Origin of the sequence: Bacteroides sedimenti, from assembly GCF_040365225.1 — a bacterium.
Classification (GTDB): domain Bacteria; phylum Bacteroidota; class Bacteroidia; order Bacteroidales; family Bacteroidaceae; genus Bacteroides; species Bacteroides sedimenti.
In genome coordinates, this window is the sequence record NZ_AP028055.1 from 1438822 (window position 1) to 1461385 (window position 22564).

General features: G+C 42.6%; 19 protein-coding genes and 1 tRNA gene. 5 read left to right on the forward strand and 15 right to left on the reverse strand.

Going from position 1 to position 22564, the window contains the following annotated elements:
- Positions 1-51 precede the first annotated feature (51 nt).
- Positions 52-330 carry a transposase gene (locus ABWU87_RS05810; protein WP_353334048.1) on the forward strand — a complete coding sequence of 93 codons (279 nt, stop codon included), beginning with the start codon at positions 52-54 and terminating at the stop codon, positions 328-330.
- Positions 331-479: 149 nt separating this feature from the next.
- Here ABWU87_RS05810 and ABWU87_RS05815 read toward each other — a convergent pair.
- The 14 genes from ABWU87_RS05815 to ABWU87_RS05880 all read right to left on the reverse strand — a co-directional run bounded on the left by ABWU87_RS05815 (position 480) and on the right by ABWU87_RS05880 (position 15731).
- Positions 480-555, reverse strand: a tRNA-His gene (locus ABWU87_RS05815).
- 74 nt (positions 556-629) lie between these two features.
- Positions 630-1739 carry a CapA family protein gene (locus ABWU87_RS05820; RefSeq protein ID WP_353334049.1) on the reverse strand — a complete coding sequence of 370 codons (1110 nt, stop codon included), beginning with the start codon at positions 1737-1739 and terminating at the stop codon, positions 630-632.
- Between the two features lie 10 nt (positions 1740-1749).
- A complete protein-coding gene (gene folD, locus ABWU87_RS05825; protein ID WP_353334050.1) occupies positions 1750-2631 on the reverse strand; it encodes a bifunctional methylenetetrahydrofolate dehydrogenase/methenyltetrahydrofolate cyclohydrolase FolD in 882 nt (293 codons plus the stop codon).
- Positions 2632-2651: 20 nt separating this feature from the next.
- Positions 2652-3974 carry a signal recognition particle protein gene (gene ffh, locus ABWU87_RS05830; RefSeq protein WP_353334051.1) on the reverse strand — a complete coding sequence of 441 codons (1323 nt, stop codon included), beginning with the start codon at positions 3972-3974 and terminating at the stop codon, positions 2652-2654.
- Between the two features lie 79 nt (positions 3975-4053).
- Positions 4054-5382, reverse strand: a complete 1329-nt coding sequence (locus tag ABWU87_RS05835; RefSeq protein ID WP_353334052.1) for an MATE family efflux transporter — start codon at positions 5380-5382, stop codon at positions 4054-4056.
- A gap of 75 nt (positions 5383-5457) precedes the next feature.
- A complete protein-coding gene (gene rho, locus ABWU87_RS05840; protein ID WP_353334053.1) occupies positions 5458-7533 on the reverse strand; it encodes a transcription termination factor Rho in 2076 nt (691 codons plus the stop codon).
- A 296-nt stretch (positions 7534-7829) separates the two neighbouring features.
- Positions 7830-8438 carry a response regulator transcription factor gene (locus ABWU87_RS05845; RefSeq protein WP_353334054.1) on the reverse strand — a complete coding sequence of 203 codons (609 nt, stop codon included), beginning with the start codon at positions 8436-8438 and terminating at the stop codon, positions 7830-7832.
- Entirely contained in the window at positions 8431-9135 is a 705-nt protein-coding gene (locus ABWU87_RS05850; protein WP_353334055.1) for a hemerythrin domain-containing protein, read from the reverse strand. Before ABWU87_RS05850 ends, ABWU87_RS05845 begins: the two co-directional genes overlap by 8 nt.
- Positions 9136-9209: 74 nt before the next feature.
- The gene (locus ABWU87_RS05855) at positions 9210-9395 is read right to left on the reverse strand and encodes a FeoB-associated Cys-rich membrane protein (protein WP_353334056.1); all 186 of its coding nucleotides are present in this window, start codon (positions 9393-9395) and stop codon (positions 9210-9212) included.
- Between the two features lie 12 nt (positions 9396-9407).
- Entirely contained in the window at positions 9408-11894 is a 2487-nt protein-coding gene (gene feoB, locus ABWU87_RS05860) for a ferrous iron transport protein B (protein ID WP_353334057.1), read from the reverse strand.
- 12 nt (positions 11895-11906) lie between these two features.
- Entirely contained in the window at positions 11907-13055 is a 1149-nt protein-coding gene (locus tag ABWU87_RS05865; RefSeq protein WP_353334058.1) for a carbohydrate porin, read from the reverse strand.
- A 131-nt stretch (positions 13056-13186) separates the two neighbouring features.
- Entirely contained in the window at positions 13187-13681 is a 495-nt protein-coding gene (locus ABWU87_RS05870) for a GAF domain-containing protein (protein WP_353334059.1), read from the reverse strand.
- Positions 13682-13687: 6 nt separating this feature from the next.
- Positions 13688-15421 carry a bifunctional metallophosphatase/5'-nucleotidase gene (locus ABWU87_RS05875; protein WP_353334060.1) on the reverse strand — a complete coding sequence of 578 codons (1734 nt, stop codon included), beginning with the start codon at positions 15419-15421 and terminating at the stop codon, positions 13688-13690.
- A 1-nt stretch (position 15422) separates the two neighbouring features.
- Entirely contained in the window at positions 15423-15731 is a 309-nt protein-coding gene (locus tag ABWU87_RS05880; protein ID WP_353334061.1) for a nucleotidyltransferase domain-containing protein, read from the reverse strand.
- A gap of 954 nt (positions 15732-16685) precedes the next feature.
- Here ABWU87_RS05880 and ABWU87_RS05885 point away from each other — a divergent pair.
- Together ABWU87_RS05885 and ABWU87_RS05890 are read left to right on the forward strand one after the other, a co-directional pair.
- Positions 16686-18824, forward strand: coding sequence for a Tex family protein (locus ABWU87_RS05885; RefSeq protein WP_353334423.1), 2139 nt, complete (start codon positions 16686-16688; stop codon positions 18822-18824).
- 7 nt (positions 18825-18831) lie between these two features.
- Complete coding sequence (locus ABWU87_RS05890; RefSeq protein WP_353334062.1) at positions 18832-19881, forward strand: leucine-rich repeat protein; 1050 nt, start codon at positions 18832-18834, stop codon at positions 19879-19881.
- Between the two features lie 248 nt (positions 19882-20129).
- Here the strand turns inward: ABWU87_RS05890 and ABWU87_RS05895 are convergent, their stop codons facing one another.
- On the reverse strand, positions 20130-20642 hold the full coding sequence (locus ABWU87_RS05895; protein ID WP_353334063.1) for a ferritin-like domain-containing protein: 513 nt from the start codon (positions 20640-20642) through the stop codon (positions 20130-20132).
- Positions 20643-21107: 465 nt separating this feature from the next.
- Between ABWU87_RS05895 and ABWU87_RS05900 the strand changes: the two genes are divergently transcribed.
- Together ABWU87_RS05900 and ABWU87_RS05905 are read left to right on the forward strand one after the other, a co-directional pair.
- Positions 21108-21728: a type IV toxin-antitoxin system AbiEi family antitoxin domain-containing protein gene (locus ABWU87_RS05900; protein ID WP_353334064.1), complete on the forward strand. Its 621-nt coding sequence runs from the start codon at positions 21108-21110 to the stop codon at positions 21726-21728.
- The gene (locus ABWU87_RS05905) at positions 21725-22549 is read left to right on the forward strand and encodes a nucleotidyl transferase AbiEii/AbiGii toxin family protein (protein WP_353334065.1); all 825 of its coding nucleotides are present in this window, start codon (positions 21725-21727) and stop codon (positions 22547-22549) included. The genes ABWU87_RS05900 and ABWU87_RS05905 overlap by 4 nt, the downstream gene beginning before the upstream one ends.
- Positions 22550-22564: the final 15 nt, after the last annotated feature.

Genomic DNA, 22564 nt, shown 5'->3' on the forward strand with positions numbered 1-22564 from the left:
GCAATTTGTTCAGGAATTTAGCTTTCTAACCCCAATTCTACATCCGGAAATATGTATTTGATTTATGCTTGGAGTTGTAATAACTGTAAATGGTTTACTAAAACCGTTGTTTTTACAAATATAGCATATTTTATTTGTTTCTGCGTTGTTGGGAGGGCTGTCAGAACGATTCAATTATATCAAATGAGAATTGGTCGTTATTTCAACAATCGGCCTACAAATGCGACAAGTAAATCTTTCAATGCGAAAATTAAAGTTTTTAGAGTACGGTTAAGAGGAGTGAGAAACATATCATTTTTCCTGTTCTGGCTAGCCAATAATTTTGCTTAAAGAACAATTCTCAGAATTTCAGTATGATCCCTAAACATTATGCATAACCTCACTAGATATTGGGGAGCCATTAAGATGGCGGTGAAATATCACACCATTAGAGAATAAAAAAAGGTCTTGAGTATTACTCAAGACCTTTCTGTTTTGGTGGGTGGAAGATGGGGCTCGAACCCACGACCTTCGGAACCACAATCCGACGCTCTAACCAGCTGAGCTACGTCCACCATGTTTATTTCCCGATTGCGTTGCAAAGGTAGATATTTTATTTTAATCTGCAAGCATTCCTGGAAAAAAAATATTCAAAAAATATATTCTTCTATTTCCTGATTGCGCGTCCCAAAAAGGGTTCTGGCTCCTTTAACAAAGATATTCAGCCGATTAACTATCATTGGAGAGAGTTCATCTCTTGGATTGGCTGCAGGAATAATTTTGTGATTTTTTTCTCCGCTATGTTTAGGTCGGAAAGTCCATACCAGACTATAGGCACATTTTTCTACCCGGACAGTGGTATCTTTACTCAGTTCCATTTTAAAAATAATTCCCCCATCGGTGTTCCGTGCCGACATGTTTGAGATAAAATTACCCAACGAGTAAACTACCGCATGTTTTTTCCCGGTATTTTCGTTATGACGTAGTTCTATAGGTTGCACCACATGCGGATGATTGCCTATCACATGATCAACACCCTGTGCAAGCAGCCAGTCGGCCATTTCAATCTGATCTTTGTCGGGGATACTTTCGTATTCCGTTCCCCAGTGCATGCAAGCAATTATTACATCCGGCTTCTGAGCAGCCGCCTTCCTTATATCACGTGCTATTTCCTCTCTATCTATATAATTCACGATATTGGGAGGAGTTACCTTCAGTCCATTGGTGGCATAGGTACAGTTAAGCAGAGCTATCCTAAAGCCGTTCTTTTGAATAATCAGAGGATATTCCGCTTCCCGTTTGGCGGAATCGAGATAGGTTCCAAGGTGGTAAACCCTGAGGGAGTCGAGCAGCCGGACGGTTCTTTCCAGCCCTTTCTTTCCGGTATCCAGGGCATGGTTGTTTGCCGTAAGCATCACATCAAAGCCAGCATCCCGAATGGCATACATATACTCATCGGGAGCACTGAAGCCGGGATATCCTCCGTACGGTTTTCCGCCCAGAGTCAGTTCCAGATTGGCGATAGCCAGATCGGCCTTGCCAATCTCCTCCTTCACCTGACTGAAGCAATCCCTGTAGTCATACCCGTCGGATGTTTCGGCCGCAGCAATCTGCTCCTTGTGTTGCATCAGATCGCCCGCAAATAAAAGAGTGATCCTTTTGGTGGAAATTGTATCCTGTACCGTGGCCTGCTGCTTCTGAGCAGAAGGGTTACACGAAAACAAGAAAACAACATTCACCAAAAGGATCAGGTGTTTCATTTGAAAAGAGTTATTTATAGATTTCTTTCTTTCCTGCCAATAAAGTATTTCTCATTAAAGAGACAATTGTCATCGGTCCTACTCCACCTGGAACAGGAGTGATGAACGAACATTTAGGAGCCACCTCTTCAAAGAGAACATCCCCTGTGAGCTTGAAGCCCGATTTTGTTTTATCCGATGGAACACGTGTGGTACCCACGTCAATAACCACAGCACCTTCCTTGACCATCTCCGCCTTAACAAAGTTAGGCTGTCCCAGTGCAGCGATAATGATATCAGCCTCCTGACATTCCTTAACTAGGTCTTTCGAGCGGCTGTGGCATACAGTTACCGTTGCATCACCCGGATAAGCTTTTTGCATCATCAGTGCTGCCATCGGCTTGCCCACGATATTGCTTCTTCCCAGTACTACGCATTTCTTTCCACTGGTTTCAATCTTATATCTTTTCAGCAATTCAAGAATTCCGTTCGGGGTAGCCGAGATGTAGCAAGGCAGACCGATTGACATTCTTCCTACATTAATCGGATGGAACCCATCCACATCCTTGCGGTAGTCAATGGTTTCAATAACCTTCTGTTCCGAGATATGTTTAGGCAAAGGCAGCTGAACAATAAATCCGTCCACATCTTCATCTGCATTCAGTTCTTTCACTTTGTTCAGCAGCTCAACTTCTGTAACATCCGCTTCAAAGCGAATCAGCGAAGACTTAAATCCACAAACTTCACAAGCTTTTACCTTGTTGGCAACATAGGTTTCACTTCCTCCGTCGTGGCCAACGAGGATAGCGGCCAAATGTGGTCGCTTACCACCTTTTGCAACAATTTCGGCAACTTCAGCGGCAATTTCCTGCTTTATCTGTTCCGAGATTGCTTTTCCATCAATTAGTTGCATAGTATTATCCTTTTTGTATTTTATCGTTTCATTTTAGGCATCATCTTACCCATCTTTGAACTGGTAACCATCTTCATCATTTTGCGAGTCTGGTCAAACTGCTTCATCAATCGGTTTACCTCCTGAATGTTTGTTCCGCTACCCTTAGCAATACGGGCACGACGTGATCCGTTGATGACTTCCGGATTCGATCTCTCTTGTGGTGTCATTGAGTAGATGATTGCTTCTATGCTCTTGAACGCATTATCGTCAATATCGATATCCTTGATTGCCTTTCCCACTCCCGGAATCATCGATGCCAGGTCTTTCAGGTTACCCATCTTCTTGATTTGGGCAATCTGAGAAAGGAAATCGTTAAAGTCAAACTGATTTTTAGAAATTCTTTTCTGAAGACGTTTAGCCTCTTCCTCGTCGTACTGTTCCTGAGCACGTTCCACCAACGAAACGATATCTCCCATTCCCAGAATACGGTCGGCCATACGAGATGGGTGGAACTGATCGATAGCCTCCATCTTCTCACCAGTACCCACAAATTTGATAGGCTTGTTCACTACCGAACGGATAGAAAGCGCGGCACCACCACGGGTATCACCATCCAGCTTGGTAAGAACTACCCCGTTAAAATCGAGACGATCGTTGAATTCCTTGGCAGTGTTCACCGCATCCTGACCAGTCATTGAGTCTACCACGAAAAGAATCTCTTCCGGATTGATAGCATCCTTGATAGCAGCAATCTCGTTCATCATCAGCTCATCGATAGCCAGACGGCCCGCAGTATCGACAATCACCAGGTCATGACCTTTCGATTTTGCTTCCTTGATTGCGTTCTGTGCAATCTTTACAGGGTCTTTGCTATCTATTTCGCTATATACGGGAACACCAATCTGTTCGCCCAAAACACGCAACTGTTCAATCGCAGCCGGACGATACACGTCGCAGGCAACCAACATCGGATTCTTGCCGCGTTTGCTTTTCAGCATCTTGGCCAGCTTTCCTGAGAAAGTTGTCTTACCCGAACCTTGCAAACCCGACATCAGGATAACGGCGGGAGCACCTTTCAGGTTTACATCCACGGTTTCACCACCCATTAACTGAGTAAGTTCATCGTGAACAATCTTCACCATCAACTGGCTTGGCTTAACGGCAGTAAGCACGTTTTGCCCCATTGCCTTTTCCTTTACAGTGTCAGTAAAAGTCTTGGCTACCTTGTAGTTTACGTCGGCATCCAAGAGTGCTTTACGCACATCTTTGAGCGTTTCCGCTACATTGATTTCGGTAATTTTACCTTCACCTTTTAAAATCTTAAAAGACCTCTCCAGTCTCTCACTTAAATTATCGAACATATCTTAATCTTGTTTTTATTACTTATCTATCTCGTAAAAATACGATTAGGCTCGCAAAAATACGAAAATATTGCATAATTCAGAGCTTTTTACTCTGCCAATTTGCTTTTTTCAGATAAATTACGCTACCTGTCAGTAAAAGAGCATAATAAAGCACCTCAATGCCAAAGCAAATCTCTATTCTGGCTTTTAAATAAATTCCTACGAAGAAGATGTATCCCGTATAAAAAATCAGGGTGAGCGATTCCAGCATCAGAGCCGAACGGGTATTGCCTGTACCAGAGATTCCGTTGAAGTAAACATTCGATACAGAAGAAACCAACATTGCAAAGGAAATTACATAAACAGAGCCGGCAGCTTCACTTATCAGAGCCGTTTCATTGGTATATACCGACAGAACAAACTGATGAAAAATAACCACCAGTATCACAATCGAAAAGACAATCAGAAAAGAGAATCGGGCTATTTTATGCATTATTTTCATCACCTGATTCACCCCACCTGCACCAATCGCGTTGCTCACCAATGTATTTGTTGTAGTAGAAAGAGCATTTACCGGGATAAGCATTACCACATAAAGACTCCTTACAATATTGGCTATAGCCAATTGTCTTTGCCCCAACCGTTCAACAGCCACGAAAAACACAAACCAAGTAGCCATTGAAAGGAAATATTGCATCATGGTAAAACTTGAAATATTCAGCACACGGGTCAGTAAGGTAACATCAAATGACCGGAACTGATTCAGTCCATACTTCTTGAAATCGACCGTGATATAAGTGTACACAATAAAGAACAACACAGAAGACCCCTCGGCTATGACCGATGCAATAGCAGCCCCTTTGATTCCCATTGCCGGAAAACCGAAGTGACCGAAGATGAGCGTATAAGCCAGCAGCACATTGACCAATGCCATTGCAATCGCACTCAGAGTCAACACTTTGGTACGGGTAATCCCAATATAAAGCGCCCTGAACATCACATTTACAAAAGCAAAAAAGAATCCGTAAATACGCCAGTTCAGGAAGATCATTGTGGCATCAAATATTTTGTCGGAAGAGACCAGAAAGCGCATCACTCCCGGAGCAATGAGCCGCGACATGCCAAAAAGTAGAAAAGCCATTATCAGCAGGAAGAAGGTACCCTGAACCATGACCGGCCCCACATCCCGGTATCTTTTCTCCCCGTTACGCCGGGCCATGATAATCTGCGACCCGGTACTAAATCCAAATGCAATGGTAAAAACACAGATATAGAACAGGCTGCCCATAGCCGCCGCACCCAATTCCACTTCCCCTACTCTTCCCAGGAAAGCTGTATCGGTTACATTGATTACGTTTTGTGCCAGCAGGCTCAAAAAGATGGGATAGCTGATGCCCCAAATCTGTTTATTTGAATATACCTCCATAGTTATTTCAAAAAAAGAGTGAAGAATACCTTTTCAGCATTCCCCACTCTTCACATTTATTATTTATCTCTTGAGTTAAGAGTTCATGCTCATTAGGAATTCATCGTTATCTCTGGTTTTCTCCAAACGGCTCTTCACAAAGTCCATTGCTTCAATCGGATTCATATCCGACAGGTATTTGCGAAGAATCCACATACGATCGAGTGTTTGCTTATCCAGTAACAGGTCATCACGACGAGTGCTGGATGCCACAATATTAACAGCTGGGAAGATACGTTTGTTGGACAGATTGCGGTCTAATTGCAATTCCATGTTACCGGTACCCTTGAATTCTTCAAAGATCACCTCATCCATCTTCGAACCGGTATCGGTCAATGCTGTTGCCAAAATGGTCAACGATCCACCGTTTTCAATATTACGAGCTGCACCGAAGAAGCGTTTTGGTTTATGAAGCGCATTGGCATCCACACCACCTGACAACACTTTACCGGAAGCAGGAGAAACCGTATTGTATGCACGTGCCAGACGAGTGATTGAGTCGAGCAGAATCACTACATCGTGTCCACATTCAACCATACGTTTGGCCTTTTCAAGTACAATGCTGGCAATCTTTACGTGACGTTCGGCAGGTTCGTCAAACGTAGAGGCAATCACCTCTGCATTAACGCTACGAGCCATGTCGGTAACTTCCTCAGGGCGTTCGTCAATCAGCAGTATAATCATGTATACTTCCGGGTGATTGGCAGCAATAGCATTGGCAATATCCTTCAAGAGGATAGTCTTACCTGTCTTTGGTTGTGCTACAATCAGTCCACGTTGTCCCTTACCGATTGGTGAGAAGAGGTCTACCACACGGGTAGAAAGATTATCGCTGTATCCACCTTTACAAAGTCTGAACTTTTGGTCAGGGAATAGCGGAGTAAGATGTTCGAATGGAACACGGTCACGAACAAAAGCCGGATCACGTCCATTGATTTTTTCCACTTTCACCAGCGGGAAATATTTTTCACCTTCTTTTGGAGGACGGATTGCTCCATCTACCACATCACCTGTTTTTAATCCAAACAGTTTAATCTGCGACTGAGAAACATAGATATCATCCGGAGAAGAGAGGTAGTTATAGTCAGATGAACGGAGGAACCCGTAGCCATCCTGCATAATTTCAAGAACTCCGCTACCAGTCAGGATACCATCAAATTCATACGGCTTTTCACGTTCAATCACTTTGCGTTCGGGAGCTTTCTGAACTTCAGCTTCTCCTTCTGCAGGGCGATTTGGACGTTGTATACTTTTAACTGGAGGAATGTTTGAAGGTTTGTTCTGAACCACTTGTTTTGGTTCATTCTCGCGTAGACGGACACGAGGTCTTTGTTGTTGAGGAGCAGGAGGAACCACTTTGGTTGCTTCAAATTTGCCTAAAAGTTCGGATGGGAGTTCCACTTTTTCAGATGGCATATCTTCGATAGGAATAAAATCCTCTTCAGCATCAAACAGAAGTTCCATTTCCGGTAAAACCTCCTTGCGTGGTTTTGGCGCTTCTTCTTTCGCTGCCGGTGCTTTTTCTTTCTGTTCCGAAACAGGAACCGGTTTCTTTATAATAACCTTTGGTGCAACCGGAGCAGGTTTTTCCTCTTCCTTTTGTACCTGAGCAACTGGTTCAGCCTGTATTTCCTGTGCTGCCACTGCAGCTGCCTCCGCTTTTGCAGCAATCGGTTCGGCTTCTTTCTTAACCACCTTCTTCACTTTTGCTGTTTTCTTCTTCGCCGGAGCTTCGCCGGTCTCTTTCTTTTCCGGAGCAGGCTGTGGAGCAGCTGTTGGCTTCTCTTCTTTCACAGCAGCCGGTTTTGGAGTTTGTGCAGCCGAAGCCGGTTCTATCTTTTCAGCTTTATCTTTGGTTGCTGTGTAAACTTTGTCAGGTCCTTCTTTCTTTACAACGCTGATACGTGAGCGTTTTTTCTTATCGTCCCGACGATCTTCTTTTGCTTTATCAGCAGCTACCTTTTTGGTTGCACTAGCAATAGCCTGTTCATCAAGGATTTTATACACAAGTTCTTCTTTTTTAAAAGATTCTGGTTTCTTGATACCTAATTCTTGTGCAATAGATTGTAATTCCGACAGATTTTTGTCGTTTAATTGAATGATGTTATACATACGTACGTATAAAATAAATTAGTTTTATTCTATTTCTTTTGCCCGACACACAAATAAATACACACGGTTAACGGGATTATTCATCTTGAAGTATGGACGTATAAAATGGATTTTTTGGGATATTGTTTTGATATTGGAGCACATTCCGGCCTCCGTTGGAGTTAGTCGAATGTTTCAACTATGCAAAGATACTACTTTATTTTAAATTATACTCAACTTCACTATATTTTTTGTATAAAAAACACATCCCGTTATCTTTTTCTCTGATAGCGGGATGCAAAAAAACATATATTATACTATATAATCTCTTTTTTTATTTCACTGATCTCAATCAGATTATTTACAATTGCGTATATTGTGAGTCCGGCTGTACTATGAATCTGTAATTTCTTAGCAATGTTCCTGCGATGGGTAATAACCGTATGTATGGAAATAAAGAGATTATCAGCAATTTCTTTATTAGTCATACCCTTTACCACATATACAATAATCTCTTTTTCGCGGGCACTCAGCATCTCATCATCTTCCTGACTTCTCTTTTTTGGCTGACTTAGTAACGAATTGATTTTTTCATAAATTGTTTTCTGATCATCATATACAGACAGAGTCTCATCGTATTTGTTCAATGTGCTTTTATCAACAAAAGAACTTACAAGAGCTATCATTTTAGATGTGCCTGAGGTTTCCACTTTAAACTTTGCCACATCAAAGTATCCTCCAAATGCAGGGTTAACAATTACAATGCTGATATTATCCATCCTGATGCACTCCTTCAGCGATTCAATCGAATGAATCTCTACCGGCTGTATCCTCAGATCAGGAAGTCGTTTCAATGTAGCTGAAATTCCATTCCTGATAATTACAGAATTTTCTGCTATTGCAATCTTTACTATTATGTTACTCATCTCTATCCGACAGTTTCTTTACCAGTTTCAGTACTTCGGGAACAAACAAATAATCTTCCACCCGGCAATGAGATTCGAGATCCTTTTCACATGAAAAAATATCAAACAGTGCGGCGTTAAGCAAATTATTATTCGCAGTTGCCGGATAGTATTTGATGATGATGTTCTTCAGTTCTGTCAGCTTAGTTTCTATTTGGGTATGTTTCTTCGAGAAAACACTTATAGAATAGTTCGTGGGCAATTCGCCTTTCAGCAGCGAATCAACATACTTAAACACCACTCTATCTTCATAGTCCATATGTTTGCGTACCTCGTTTACATAATCGTCATAAAACTTCAGAATCAACGATGCAACGTTATCTTCTGAAGTCCCTATCGCCTGCATAAGCTTCAACCGGATAGAAGGAAAATTAAATTCAAGAAAATAGATATGAGCCTGCTTAAGATAGTTCATTATCGAGGTAATGGACAAATTTTTGAACGCATCATCCATGCGTAAATAGCCTTCGTCTATAAAGTTAACCACGGCCAGGAAAGTGCGGTAGTCTACCTGATTAAGCATGCAAACCTCTTTCACTGTTTTATCTCCAAAACCCAATGAAAGGCCAAACCGGCTCATCACCTGCAAAAGTGTATAATTCTCACAGATGAGATCACTCATCTTATCCGTCTCTTTATATTTCAACTGACTGTCCATTGTTCATCTACTTTTTATATGTCGCAAAGATACAACTCATTCCGTGAGAAATCAATCACTAAATATAGGTATTTTCAGTGACACTTCAACGCCTTTCCGCCACTTTTATTCTTTATTGAATTCCTTAGTTCGCATCCGGAGCAACCCGAACAGCTTCCACATTTTGATTGATTACCCTGTGCCGGCTTTCTGAGAAGAGAATAAAGCAGATAACCCAAAGCAGCAAAAACAACTGATAAAGCTAGAATATTTTGCACCATAACTTTTTAAAATTAAGCAATTACACTTCCAATCTGATAACTTAAGAAAGCAACAACCCATGCTATTCCCGTTGTGTACACAATGGTAAACAAGGCCCACTTCCAATCCGACTCTTTTTTTATCGCCGCAATAACAGCCACACAAGGAAAATAGATTAGCACAAAAAGCATAAAGGCAAAAGCAACCACCGGAGTAAAGACTTTCTGACCAATCAATGGACCGCTTGTGTACTCCTGCTGCTGCAGCTTTTCAATCAGGCTACCAGAGTTTTCATCCGCTTTCAGATCAGCATGATAAAGAATGCCCATAGAACCTACAACAATCTCTTTAGCCGCAAGTCCGGTAATGATGCTAACCCCTATTTTCCAGTCGAAGCCCAGGGGCCTGATTACAGGTTCAATAAAATGCCCTAACTGTCCAATATACGATTGCTCCTGATGTTCTGAAACTTTCAGCAGTTCCAAACCGGCAATTTGTGACTGTTTTACCGAATCGGGTAAAACCCTGTTTGCATGGATTGATTCTATCTGCGCATCGTAATTGGCCGAATATTTCACTTCTCGCGGATAATAACTCAGTGCCCAGATAAATATCGAAGCAAGAAGAATCACACTTCCCATCTTGCGCAAATACTGCGATCCTTTATGCCACATGTGAATGGATGTATTTTTAAGAGTCGGAATCCTGTAGGGCGGCAGCTCAATAACAAAAGGCACATCCTGTTTAGAAAAGATGGTATTCTTAAACACTAAAGCAACCAGTACGGCTATGACAATTCCGATGATGTAAACCGAGAAGAGTACCAATCCCTGGTTTTTAGGGAAAAAGGCTGATATCAGCAGCACATACACCGGTAGCCTGGCGCTGCAAGACATAAAGGGAGTAATGAGCATGGTAAGTAATCTGTCCTTACGGTTCTCCAGCGTACGTGTGGCCATGATAGCCGGCACATTGCATCCAAATCCCATCAATAAAGGAATAAATGACTTTCCATGCAATCCAATTTTATGCATCAGCTTATCCATAATAAAGGAGACTCTTGCCATATATCCGGTATCTTCCATTAATGAAATAAAGAAAAACAATATCAGGATATTGGGAAGAAAAACGACTACCCCACCAACTCCGGCAATAATACCATCAACCAATAAATCCTTTAAAGCTCCATCGGGCATCAGACTGCTCACCAGTCCACCAATATACCCTACTCCGGCATCTATCCAATCCATCGGAATGCTGCCTAAAGTAAAGGTTGTCTGAAACATCAACCACATAAAGAATAAAAATACCGGAAACCCGAACACCTTATGCGTTAACAGGTTATCCAACTCTCTGCTTCTTTTTCTCCTATCAACATTACCCTCAACCATTGTTTCACCAAGAGCGCCGGCAATGAAGCCATATTTTGCGTCAGTTATTATCGTTTCCGAATTTTCCCTGTACTCCTTTTCCAACTCTCGAATTTCAATATCCGCTGTTTCAGCAATAACATTAAAGTTAGGAAACACTTTCAGCTGCTGCAGAGTTGTTTTGTCATTTTCGAGTAGCTTAATCGCTAAATAGCGGGCAGAACCATCATTCTTCATCTCACTGTTTTTGCGGATTTGAGTCTGAATTTTCAGAATGGAACGCTCAATGGCATTCCCGTAATTTATATTCACACTCCTTGCCGTATCGTCAGCCCCCTCATGCACCTCAATTACCTTATCTATCAGTTGGGTTATTCCGGTACCTTTTACGGCAACAGTTGGAACAATCGGAATTCCCATCAGTCGGCCCAATGCCTGATAATTTAGTTTTATCCCTTTATTCTCCAGCTCATCGTACATATTTAAGGCAATCACCACCTTAATTTTCATATCGATAAGTTGGGTGGTCAGAAACAAGTTACGTTCCAGGTTCGACGCATCGATTACATTAATCACAACATCCGGTTTGCTGTCAATAATGTGAGAACGAACATACAACTCTTCGGGAGTATATTCAGTTATCGAATAAGTTCCCGGAAGATCAACAATCTTCAGTTCGTATCCATTCTGTTTTACCCGGGCCTCTTTAGCATCTACCGTTACACCACCGTAGTTTCCAACCTTTTCGTGCGATCCGGAAGCATGATTAAACAAGCTTGTTTTACCACAATTCGGATTTCCAACCAACGCCACATTTATAAGCCTGCCTTCCCGGCGTTCGGTCGTTTTTTGAATATCATCTGCAAATGTACCTTCAAAAGGCATTTTATCCATTTGCTGTGCATTGTCAACGGAGGTCACTTCTATCAATGCCGCTTCACTGCGCCTCAAGGAAACATTATACCCCATGATCTCGTATTCTATTGGATCCTGAAGAGGGGCATTCTTTATCACTTTTACGGGTTTACCTTTAACGAAACCCATTTCAGTGATTCGTTTGCGAAAGGCTCCACGTCCCTTTACATTTATAATTACCCCCACCTCACTATTCTGTAATCCCGATAACTGCCTGTTTTTATTATTTTCCATATCTTTTTACTTTTAAAAGTTGAGACCAAAACGCACATTCCCTGTAAAGCAGTTATCTAATGTAACGCCTGTTCCTGCCGGGTTTATTATATACTGAATATCTGGTTGGATAAATATTTTTTCCGTCAGCTGGCACCGATAAGTAAGTTCTACCGTCGTTTCACTTTTTAATTCGTTTGTAAAGTGCTGATGAGCAAAGGCCAGCCCTAAAGCATCATCTCCCTTGCGGGTAAATAATCCGGTGTAATTGGCACCCAGTCCCACATAAGTATTATTGATACTCACGTCAGACGGGCTATATCCCAATTGCGCAAACAAGCCAATACTCTGATGATTTTTCTCCCATACCTTCTGATCACCATAAGCATAGAAGCCCACTAGATTATAGTTTGGAGAATCTGTTTCTCCTACATTTCTCAATCTATGATTGTGAGAATAAGCCCCCAGCTTATAAATGCCCGGTTGAGAGTTTACCGTGGTACAGTACTGAAGTTCAGTGATGGCCAGAACACCATCGCCTGATGACAAGCGCCATTTTATATTATAAGGATTGAATTCAAAATCGGTAGGGTTTCCGTCGTATACGGCACCTAATAAGGCGAATTTATCTGAAAGCCCCCATTTGGCAGTAACGCCCAATGTGGTGAGTGGAAAGATTGGAGCCGAGAAGTTTGTTGATATAACTGGTAATATGCCAAACGAGCTGTTCAAAAAGAGTGATCCGTATTCTGAATTGGCAAATTCAACATTTAAGTCCTGCAAGCCAAGAGTAAGTTCAACCTTACCCAATTTCTGCTTGTACCAAAGTTCCTGAAGGAATGTGTGATCACCAGCCTCAATATTCGATATTACCTGCATATCTCCCAGCATATCGGCCGAAGGAGTTGCTCCATGAGTATTGGCTGCGTTCAAATGAAGCTCTCCTCCCTTCCAGAGTCCGGCTTTCTCTGTATCGAATCCCACATGGAGATTTGCCATACCCAAATAGGATAAACCGGTTTTTATCCCTCCAGAAAAATTATTAATAAGATCGCCAACGTATGAGGCTTCGAAACTAAAAGCATCATCTTTTTCTTTTGCCGTGTTCTGTGCAGATATAGATGAATTGCAGATTGAAAATATACCTAATGTGAGAAGCAATAAGGGATTTTTTCTTTTCATTTTTACAGTGTTTTAATTTACACTGCAAAATTACGCCCGTTTCAAACAGTCCGAAATACCTAATAATTATGATATATATGCCGTTTATAGCAATAAATGATTATAAAAAACCGGTTTTATTTAGAATCAATCTAAAGTAATATAGATAAAAACAGGTTCTCGAGCAGCGACGCCAGATGCTCCAGATGTTTCTTATCCACCTCGTCAAATGTATTCAGCTCGGCACTATCAATATCAAGAACTCCCCAGATAACCCCGTTTTTCTTCAGGGGAACCACTATCTCCGAGCGTGAAAGCGAACTACAGGCAATGTGTCCCGGAAAGGCATCCACATCAGGTACCACCAGTGTACGCGCTTCTTTCCAGGCAGTGCCGCATACTCCTCTTCCATAACGGATGCGCGTGCATGCTATCGGTCCTTGAAACGGGCCCAACACCAAATTATCTCCCTTAACCAGATAGACTCCTACCCAGAAAAAGTCAAATGCGTGCTTCAGGGCAGCTACCATATTAGAAAGGTTTGCTATCAAATCTTCTTCGTCTTCCACCAATGCTTTTATCTGCGGAATCAGGGATGTATAGATTTCATCCTTTGTTCCATTCACTATTTTCAATGACTCAGCCATTATTTCTTAGTTATCAATTGTTTCAAATAATAATTTCTTATCTCTTTTCGCTGCCTCTTTCACCCAATTTTCCGGAATAAACCTCCATTGGTTAAGAGTCTTTGGATTTATATTCCCTTTTTTAACAATCCATTCCATCAGATAGTAGCGCAGATCCATCGGTGAAGTGGCCAGAATACGTTTATTCAACGAATCTTTCTCTATACCGGCCCCGCTTGTCAGATGTCCTCCTCCTCCGCATGCCCGATAAGAGTTTATTGCAACCTTATAGTGCCGCTTCAGGTCGAAAGGCTTCCCGTTTGCCATCTTCTCAATCACTACTCTGCTTCCGAAAGGTTTCGACACATCTACCGTATATATGATCCCTGCAGCCGAATCGAACCGGTAAGGGTAATCCTGAAATATGTATTTCCCGGTATAATCATCTTTTTTAAGCAACAACAGATGATCGTCGGGACTTTTCATCTCATTAATCCATAAATTATACGAGAATTCCAGGTAATTTCTTATCTCGGTTCCCGTGAGATCTATGGTGTAAAGCTGATTTTCGAACTGATACAGATTGAACAGATCATACACCCTTATCATCCCCTTATCTACCTGGGCATCGAATGATAACGGAGCAGTAAACGACACCTCGGCGCCTGTTTCCTGCAACTGAATGGAGTGAACTATATCGATATATGCCGAGGGGCCAAAATAAGCATCACGAACGGACACCGATTTGCTGAACTTACCAATTGGACGGAAAATAAATTTCTTCACATCTTCTATCTGTGAGTCAAAATGACGTAGGAAAGCAGAATCTCTCTCTACCTCTTTCATTCTCTGCAGATTTCCTTCTACGGATTTTGCCACAACCTTGCCGTTATTCAGTTTTATATCGAATAAAACATCCGAGACCTGAAAAGCTCCATACCCGGGATTAATTACCAACACCGAATCGCCGGCTGCATTCAACACTTTTTTTAAGCATGTTGTGTGATCATGACCAGCCAGTACAACATCAAATCCGGGAACATTCCGTGCAACTTCCGCAGAAGCATTTTCGTTATACATGCCTTCCAGCTTACTATAAATCACTCCCGAATGGAATAGCCCCACAACAATATCGGGATCCTCTTTTTCACGGATAATATTCATCCATTTTCTAGCTGATGCCTCCATATCTTCAAAGCGTAAACCTTTCCATTTTTTTTCAGGAACCCAAACAGGTATCGAAGGCGTGAGCAGTCCCAGAACAGCAATTTTAACCCCTTCTATTTCAAACACCTCATAAGGTTTCAGGTAACAGCTGCCATCTTCCCGCAACACGTTTGCTCCAAGCACCGGAGCATTGTTCAGTCGAACCCACCTTTCATAAACCGAATGTCCGGTTTCTATTTCGTGATTCCCTATGGCAATGGCGTTATAGCCGATATAGTTAAACATTTGGGCACATAAATGAGGCGATATCGTATCCAGGTAATTGTAATAATAAGCAGAAGGTTTTCCTTGCAGTATATCTCCTCCATCCAGCAAGAGCACCCTATTGGGGTATTTCCTGCGTTGCTCGTTAACGTAAGAGCTCACTCTGGACAATCCTCCGTCAAAAGAACAATTTTTGATATAGTCGTAAGAAAATATCTGTCCGTGAATATCGGAAGTATGAATAAGTTTAATAGTTACCTCTTTGGGTTGTGCAAAAAGCGTTCCTGTCAGCAGAAGAAAAAAGCAAAAGGAGATAGAGATACGTTTCATTTTAGCCTCCTTTTTCATATATAGTTATTCCAACTCGCTGTATATGCTCCATTAAATGATCATTTTTCAGTTGTGATAATATGGAAACATCAAACTCATAAGACAATAACAAATCGTCAAGGGCAAGGACAACAGCATTTAAATCGTTTCGGGTAAGGTTCTCGCCAACAAGTGTGATATCCACATCCGAAAATGGTTTGTATGTACCTTTGGCGCTTGAACCGTAAAGTATTACCTTTTCCACTTTTTCATATTGGGAAAACACCTGGCAAATTTTATCTATTTCAGCATCTGTTAGTCCGTATTTCATTCGTCAAGTAGTTAAGATTCAATAAAGGTTTTCATTTTGCGCTCAAAGTTATCGTCATTCTGCTCCATACATTTATAACTTGCTTTTTAGTAAACCAATTAATGAAGAGGTGCTATTCCATTCATTTTCCGATTACAAATATAAAGACTTAATTTATATTTTTACATTTTTATTTGCATTATTCGGGGCTCTTCATTTGGTATTTTCGACCAGATCTTTATTAATAAACCCATCCTAGCCTCAAATGGAAAAGGGTGCAACTTATAAATGTTTTGAATTTCGGTAATTATATTAAAAAAAATGAGGATACTAAAAAAATGAATACCCGCATAATCGTATTACTTTTTAGACAGGAAGCCCCCTACCCGCATTTCTCTTAAATAGAATTGCAACGCTAGCTATCTCATAGTAATATTTCATTATACTAAGACAATAATTTTTATATACATTATAACTCTAACGATTAAAACAAAAATCATAGGCGTGGAATTTAAAATCTTAGGCGTAAGATTTTTATTCTTACGCCTGGGATTTTTATTCTTACGCCTTGAAACCTGCTTGCCACTAACCCCAACCCACCGGAAGAGCAAAAAGAGTTTAATTCGCAAATCCTGCTTGGCATTATTCTCCCCTGGGGATCAGTTAAAACCCGACTCAATGTAATTATATTTCTTTGTTGATATTTTTCTTTTGAGGTGTTTTGAGGTCATTTTAGTGCCACTTTTGACCATTTTATGTTTATTTATAAACATTGTTCTTAAACTAATTAGTTGTTTGGTGCGCAGTGCGCTGCGCGCTCGAATTATCCTTACACATCAACACGCTGAATTTCAATCGATTGCAAATATCATGATTGTGCGCACTGGGGTGCGCGCTCAAAATAAGAAAAAAGTAATTTTTTTTCTTCAAATAAATTCGTATCTTTGCTTTCAGAACAACAAAACAGAGCATACAATGGAGCTATTTTACACGATGATATCCACGGCGCTCAACATCGCCGTAAAGCAGGTAAAGAACACACTGTCACTTCTTTCCGAAGGAGCCACCATCCCTTTCATCAGCCGGTACAGAAAAGAGGCTACCGGCGGTCTGGACGAGGTTCAGATTGGAAACATCAAGGAGCAGTACGATAAGCTCAGCGAACTGAAAAAGCGCAAGGAAACCATCATAAGCACCATCGAGGAACAGGGAAAACTAACTCCGGAACTCAGCAAGAGAATTGAGAATTGCTGGGACTCTACCGAGCTGGAAGACATCTACCTGCCCTACAAACCCAAGCGGAAAACCCGTGCGGAAGTGGCGCGTCAGAAGGGGCTGGAACCGCTTGCCACACTGCTGATGCTGCAACGCGAAAGCAACCTCTCTGCAAGAGCCGAGGCTTTTGTGAAGGGCGAGGTGAAGGATGCGGAAGATGCCCTGAAAGGGGCGCGAGACATCATTGCCGAGCAGGTGAACGAGGACGAACGTGCCCGTAACCAAGTGCGTAACCAGTTTGCCCGTCAAGGGGTTATCACCGCAAAAGTGGTGAAGGGAAAGGAAGAGGAAGCCGCCAAATACAAGGATTATTTCGACTTCTCGGAACCGTTGAAACGCTGCACCTCGCATCGTTTGCTCGCCATTCGCCGGGCAGAGGCGGAAGGGTTACTCAAGGTGAGCATCTCGCCCGAGGACGAGGAGTGCATCGACCGGTTGGAACGCATGTTTGTACGCAGCAACAATGCTTGCGGCGAGCAGGTGGCTGAGGCGGTGAAGGACGGCTACAAACGCCTGCTGAAGCCTTCCATCGAAACGGAATTCTCGGCTGCATCGAAAGAGACGGCCGACGCGGAGGCCATCCGCGTTTTTGCGGAAAATCTGCGTCAGCTGCTGCTGGCTGCGCCTCTGGGACAGAGAAGAGTGCTGGGCGTTGACCCGGGATACCGCACCGGCTGCAAACTGGTGTGTCTGGATGCGCAGGGAAACCTGGTGCACAACGAAACCATCTACCCCCACCCGCCTCAGAACGAGCGGTCTATGGCTGCCAAGAAAGTGGTCAAACTGGTGGAGGCATACGATATTCAGGCCATCGCCATAGGCAACGGCACCGCCAGCCGCGAAACGGAAACATTTATCACTTCTCTGCGGTTCGACCGCGAAGTGCAGGTGTTTGTGGTCAGCGAAAACGGGGCATCCATCTACTCGGCATCGAAAACAGCCAGAGATGAGTTCCCGGAGTACGACGTAACCGTGCGGGGCGCCGTCTCCATAGGCCGCAGACTGATGGACCCGCTGGCAGAACTGGTCAAGATAGACCCGAAATCGATTGGCGTGGGACAGTATCAGCACGATGTGGACCAGACGAAACTGAAGAAATCGCTGGACCAGACCGTAGAAAACTGCGTGAATCAGGTGGGTGTAAACCTGAATACGGCCAGTACGCACCTGCTGACCTACATCTCCGGGCTAGGTCCGCAACTGGCTCAGAACATCGTGAGTTACCGTGCTGAGAATGGAGCGTTCACCTCGCGCAAGCAACTGATGAAGGTTCCGCGAATGGGCGCCAAAGCGTTTGAACAATGCGCCGGATTCCTCCGCATACCGCAAGCGGAAAACCCGCTCGACAACTCGGCCGTTCATCCGGAAAGCTACCACATTGTGCAGCAGATGGCAAAGGACCTGAAATGCACCGTCGAGGAGCTGATTAACAGCAAGGAACTGCGGGCGCAAATCAAGCCGGAAAGGTATGTAACCGATACGGTTGGGATGCCCACACTGAACGACATCATGCAGGAATTGGAAAAACCGGGAAGAGACCCTCGGCAAACCATTCAGGTGTTTGAGTTCGACAAGAACGTACGCACCATCAACGACTTGCGCGAAGGGATGGTACTGCCCGGCATCGTGACCAACATCACCAACTTCGGTTGCTTTGTCGATGTGGGCATCAAGGAGAACGGACTGGTGCACATCTCTCAGCTGGCCGACAGATTTGTGAGCGACCCCAACCAGGTGGTATCCATCCATCAGTACGTCATGGTGCGCGTTGAAAGCGTTGACGTGGCGCGTAAACGGGTGCAGCTCAGCATGAAAGGAATTGAACAGAAATTAAATTAATAGACACATGAAACTGAAACAGTTAGGAATACTGATGTTTTTATGCCTTAGCATCTCTTTTGCAACGGCGCAGACAGTAAGTAAAACACTTTTCGTCGCGAAAGCGGGAACACTGAAAGAACAACTAACCGAAAAAGAGGCAAAGAGCGTGACTCACCTCACGATTACCGGAAAGCTGAACGCAAAGGATTTTAAGCTGATGCGCGACAGTCTGGTGAAGTTGGAGACGCTCGACATCTCCAACGCCTCCATCACCCTCTACATGGGCAGGGAAGGCACTTATCCGGAGAAATACTACGTATACCCCATGAGTTGCATCCCGGCATATGCTTTCTGCAACGCCGAAAAAGGAACAATCCGTGGAAAGAAGAGCCTGAAGAAAATTATGCTGCCCACATCGACAATCAACATTGAAGATTGCGCATTCAAAGATTGCAGCAACCTCACCCTGATGATGATAAACAGAAAGACAGCCCCCAACCTGCTGCCCGAAGCGCTTAACGACAGTCTGACAGCCGTATTCATTCCGGTGGGATGCCGCGATGCCTACAAGCATAAGAAGGGTTGGGAGAAGTTTGCCATCCTGGAAGGCACCCCCGAAACACTGACCATCAGCCTGACGAAAGCGGGCGAGCTGGGCAACGAAATAATGAAGGCGGGACATCAGCCCAGCGAGTTGAACTACCTCACCATCAAAGGCAGCATCAACGAGGACGACTTCAAGGTAATACGCGACTTCATGCCGAACCTTGTGTCGCTCGACCTCTCGGCCACCACAGCCACCGAGATTCCGAACTTCACCTTTACCCAGAAGAAGTACCTGATGTCCGTCAACCTACCTCAGAAGCTCCAGGTGATAGGCGAACGCGCTTTTAGCGGATGCATCCACCTCTCGGGCGAACTGCTTATTCCGCGTACGGTAACCGCCATTAAAGAAGGCGCCTTCATTGATTGCGACATGCTCTCGAAAGTTATTGTACAAGGCGATAAACTCTCCGTACTGGGCAAGGACCTGTTCCGCGAAACCAGCAAGCAGAAGATTGAGTTTAGGAAGTAAATTTACGCTTGTCGGTAGCGGTGATCCGTCCCCGACGAGTGTTGGCCGATCCCCAACCGATGAGCTTTAGCAAAATAAAGCATGACATATTTTATTTTACGCTCCCGGAAATAAGAGTCTGCCTTAAAACAAAATAAGTGCCCGGAACCAACCAAGTTCCGGGCACTTTTTTATTTTAGGGATTCAGACCATTGTTTCACCATCATTCTATTATGGCTTTATACTATTGGCGTCCGATAAGAATTGAATTACATTCTGATCTTTTTCCATTCCTCTTTCATCCTGTCAATATCAGTAAGCCACTCTTCAATGTCATTTTCATGTTCCAGCTCTTCATTTAGGATCTGAACTGCCATTTGGTGAGTTGCGTGATCTTTTCCATCTGTGAAACTGGCAATTTCTTGATATCTGTGGATAGCACATCTCTCTCCTCTTAAGTTTTGTTCCAGAATTACCTCAATGTAAGGATCCGAAGGCTCCTCATAGGAACACCTGGCCAATTTACTCCATTCGTTTGGATTTAGAACCGGTGTTCCGCCAAGTTGTATAATCCTGCCGACCACTAAAAGGGCATGACCCAGCTCTTGATTGGCATGCAATAGCAATTCGGGCTCTATCTCACTTCTCATCGGGCCCACCATTAATCTTGATCCAATCCAGTACTGATAATAGGCAAGCCACTCCTCTGAGAGGGCTCCATTTAACATCGCCAAAAGTTTATCTACATCGACAGATGAGACTTTAATTGCTTCTTTCCCCATAGCTTAAAATTTTAGTTTAAGATAATTTTTTATTGTATTATACACCTGTTCTTTCTGCAGCTGTTTACCAGGCATCCTTGTATTGCACGACTGTTATAAATCACTGTTTTATCAGCCCATACAATTACATTTACACAATCAATCATGGTAGATACCGGACAATTTTCTGTGCCATCTAATTGCCTTGATTTAAACAAGTGTCATATATCAATAGTTCATCTCCAGCGCAGCAATAGCTTGTTCATCAATGAGATATTTTAAGCATGTGAACCAAATGGATTATTATTATGTTTGCAAGCATTGTACACCAACGATCGTATTTTTCCTGCAGAGAACAAAATGATATTGATGAATGAATTGAATAAAATTCTGCTAAAAAAGTCAATTTTTGCACAGATAATGAAGTAAAAAGGGAATAACTGTGCAAAAATTGACTATTTTTGCACAGTATAAATTATTTTATTTATGGAACAACTTGCTGATTTAGGAATTATACCTGTAGATTATTCGGTGTTAGAATCACTTCTGGCGGGATATGCTTCACCGCGGCACAAGATTGCTGATCTTGAAAAATCTGGTAAGTTAGTGCGTCTTAAAAGAGGGTTATATGTGGTGTCTCCCAAAGTTTCAGGAAAGTTGCTGTCAACGGAACTTATGGCAAATCATATATACGGGCCATCTTACGTATCTATGGAGAGTGCTTTACGGCATCACGGGCTAATACCCGAAAAAGTATATACCGTACAATCAATGACACTGAAACGCTCCAGACAATTCAACAATGCTATAGGACGTTTTAATTATACATTTTGTCCGGAGGACTATTATTCCATTGGTATCAATCAGCAGGAGAAAGAAGGCTATACATATATGATAGCCTCACCCGAAAAGGCTCTGTGTGACCTGATAGCATACACCCCAAATGTGCGTCTTCGTTATGTTAAAACATTACAACTATATCTAGAAGAGGATATTAGGTTGGATATGGAGGCATTCTATAAAATGGATGTGGAAATTTTCAAGCAATGTGCATTTACAAGCAAGAAAAAGAATGATATTACTAATTTGATAAAGCTCCTTGAATGATGAATATGTTTGATCAGATGTTGTCCAGATATGAAATTGTATCGGAAAACGACCGTAGAAATGCAATATATGAGGTAATGCAGGAAATTACTCTTGCCGGGTTATATCGTGGTCGGTTCTTCGATAAAGCAGCCTTTTATGGAGGAACCTGTTTACGTATCTTTCATCAGATGCAACGTTTTTCTGAAGATTTGGATTTCTCGCTTGTGGCTCACGATGATTCATTTGATCTTCAAAATTATTTTCCTGCAATTATTCAGGAGTTTAAGGCTCTTGGCCGAGATGTTGAGATAACCAAAAAAGATAAAAAGAATTTTGGGACGGTTGAATCGGCTTTTCTGAAAGACGATACCGAAACATACGATGTGTCATTCCGTACGGAAAAGAGCCTGAAGATTAAAATAGAGGTTGACATAAATCCTCCGCTGGAATTTTCTACAGAGCAGAAACTACTTCTGCATCCTTTTTCCTTTATGACTAAATGCTTTACCCTACCAGACCTTTACGCAGGAAAGATGCACGCTTTAATTTTCCGTAACTGGAAACACCGTGTAAAGGGTCGTGACTGGTACGATTTCGAATGGTACATTAAAAAGGGTGTTAAATTGGATTTTCACCATTTTCAGGTGCGCACAAAACAGTTTAACGGAATTGAGATATCCAAAGAGGAATTCTTGATTAAACTCAAAGAACGATTATCGTCTACCGACATAAATATGGTCAAAAGGGATGTGGAACCGTTTATAAAAAATCCGCAAGAGCTTGAGATATGGTCAAACGATTATTTTATGCAGCTGGCAGAGATGATAAAATACATGTGACCGGTAAGAAATAAA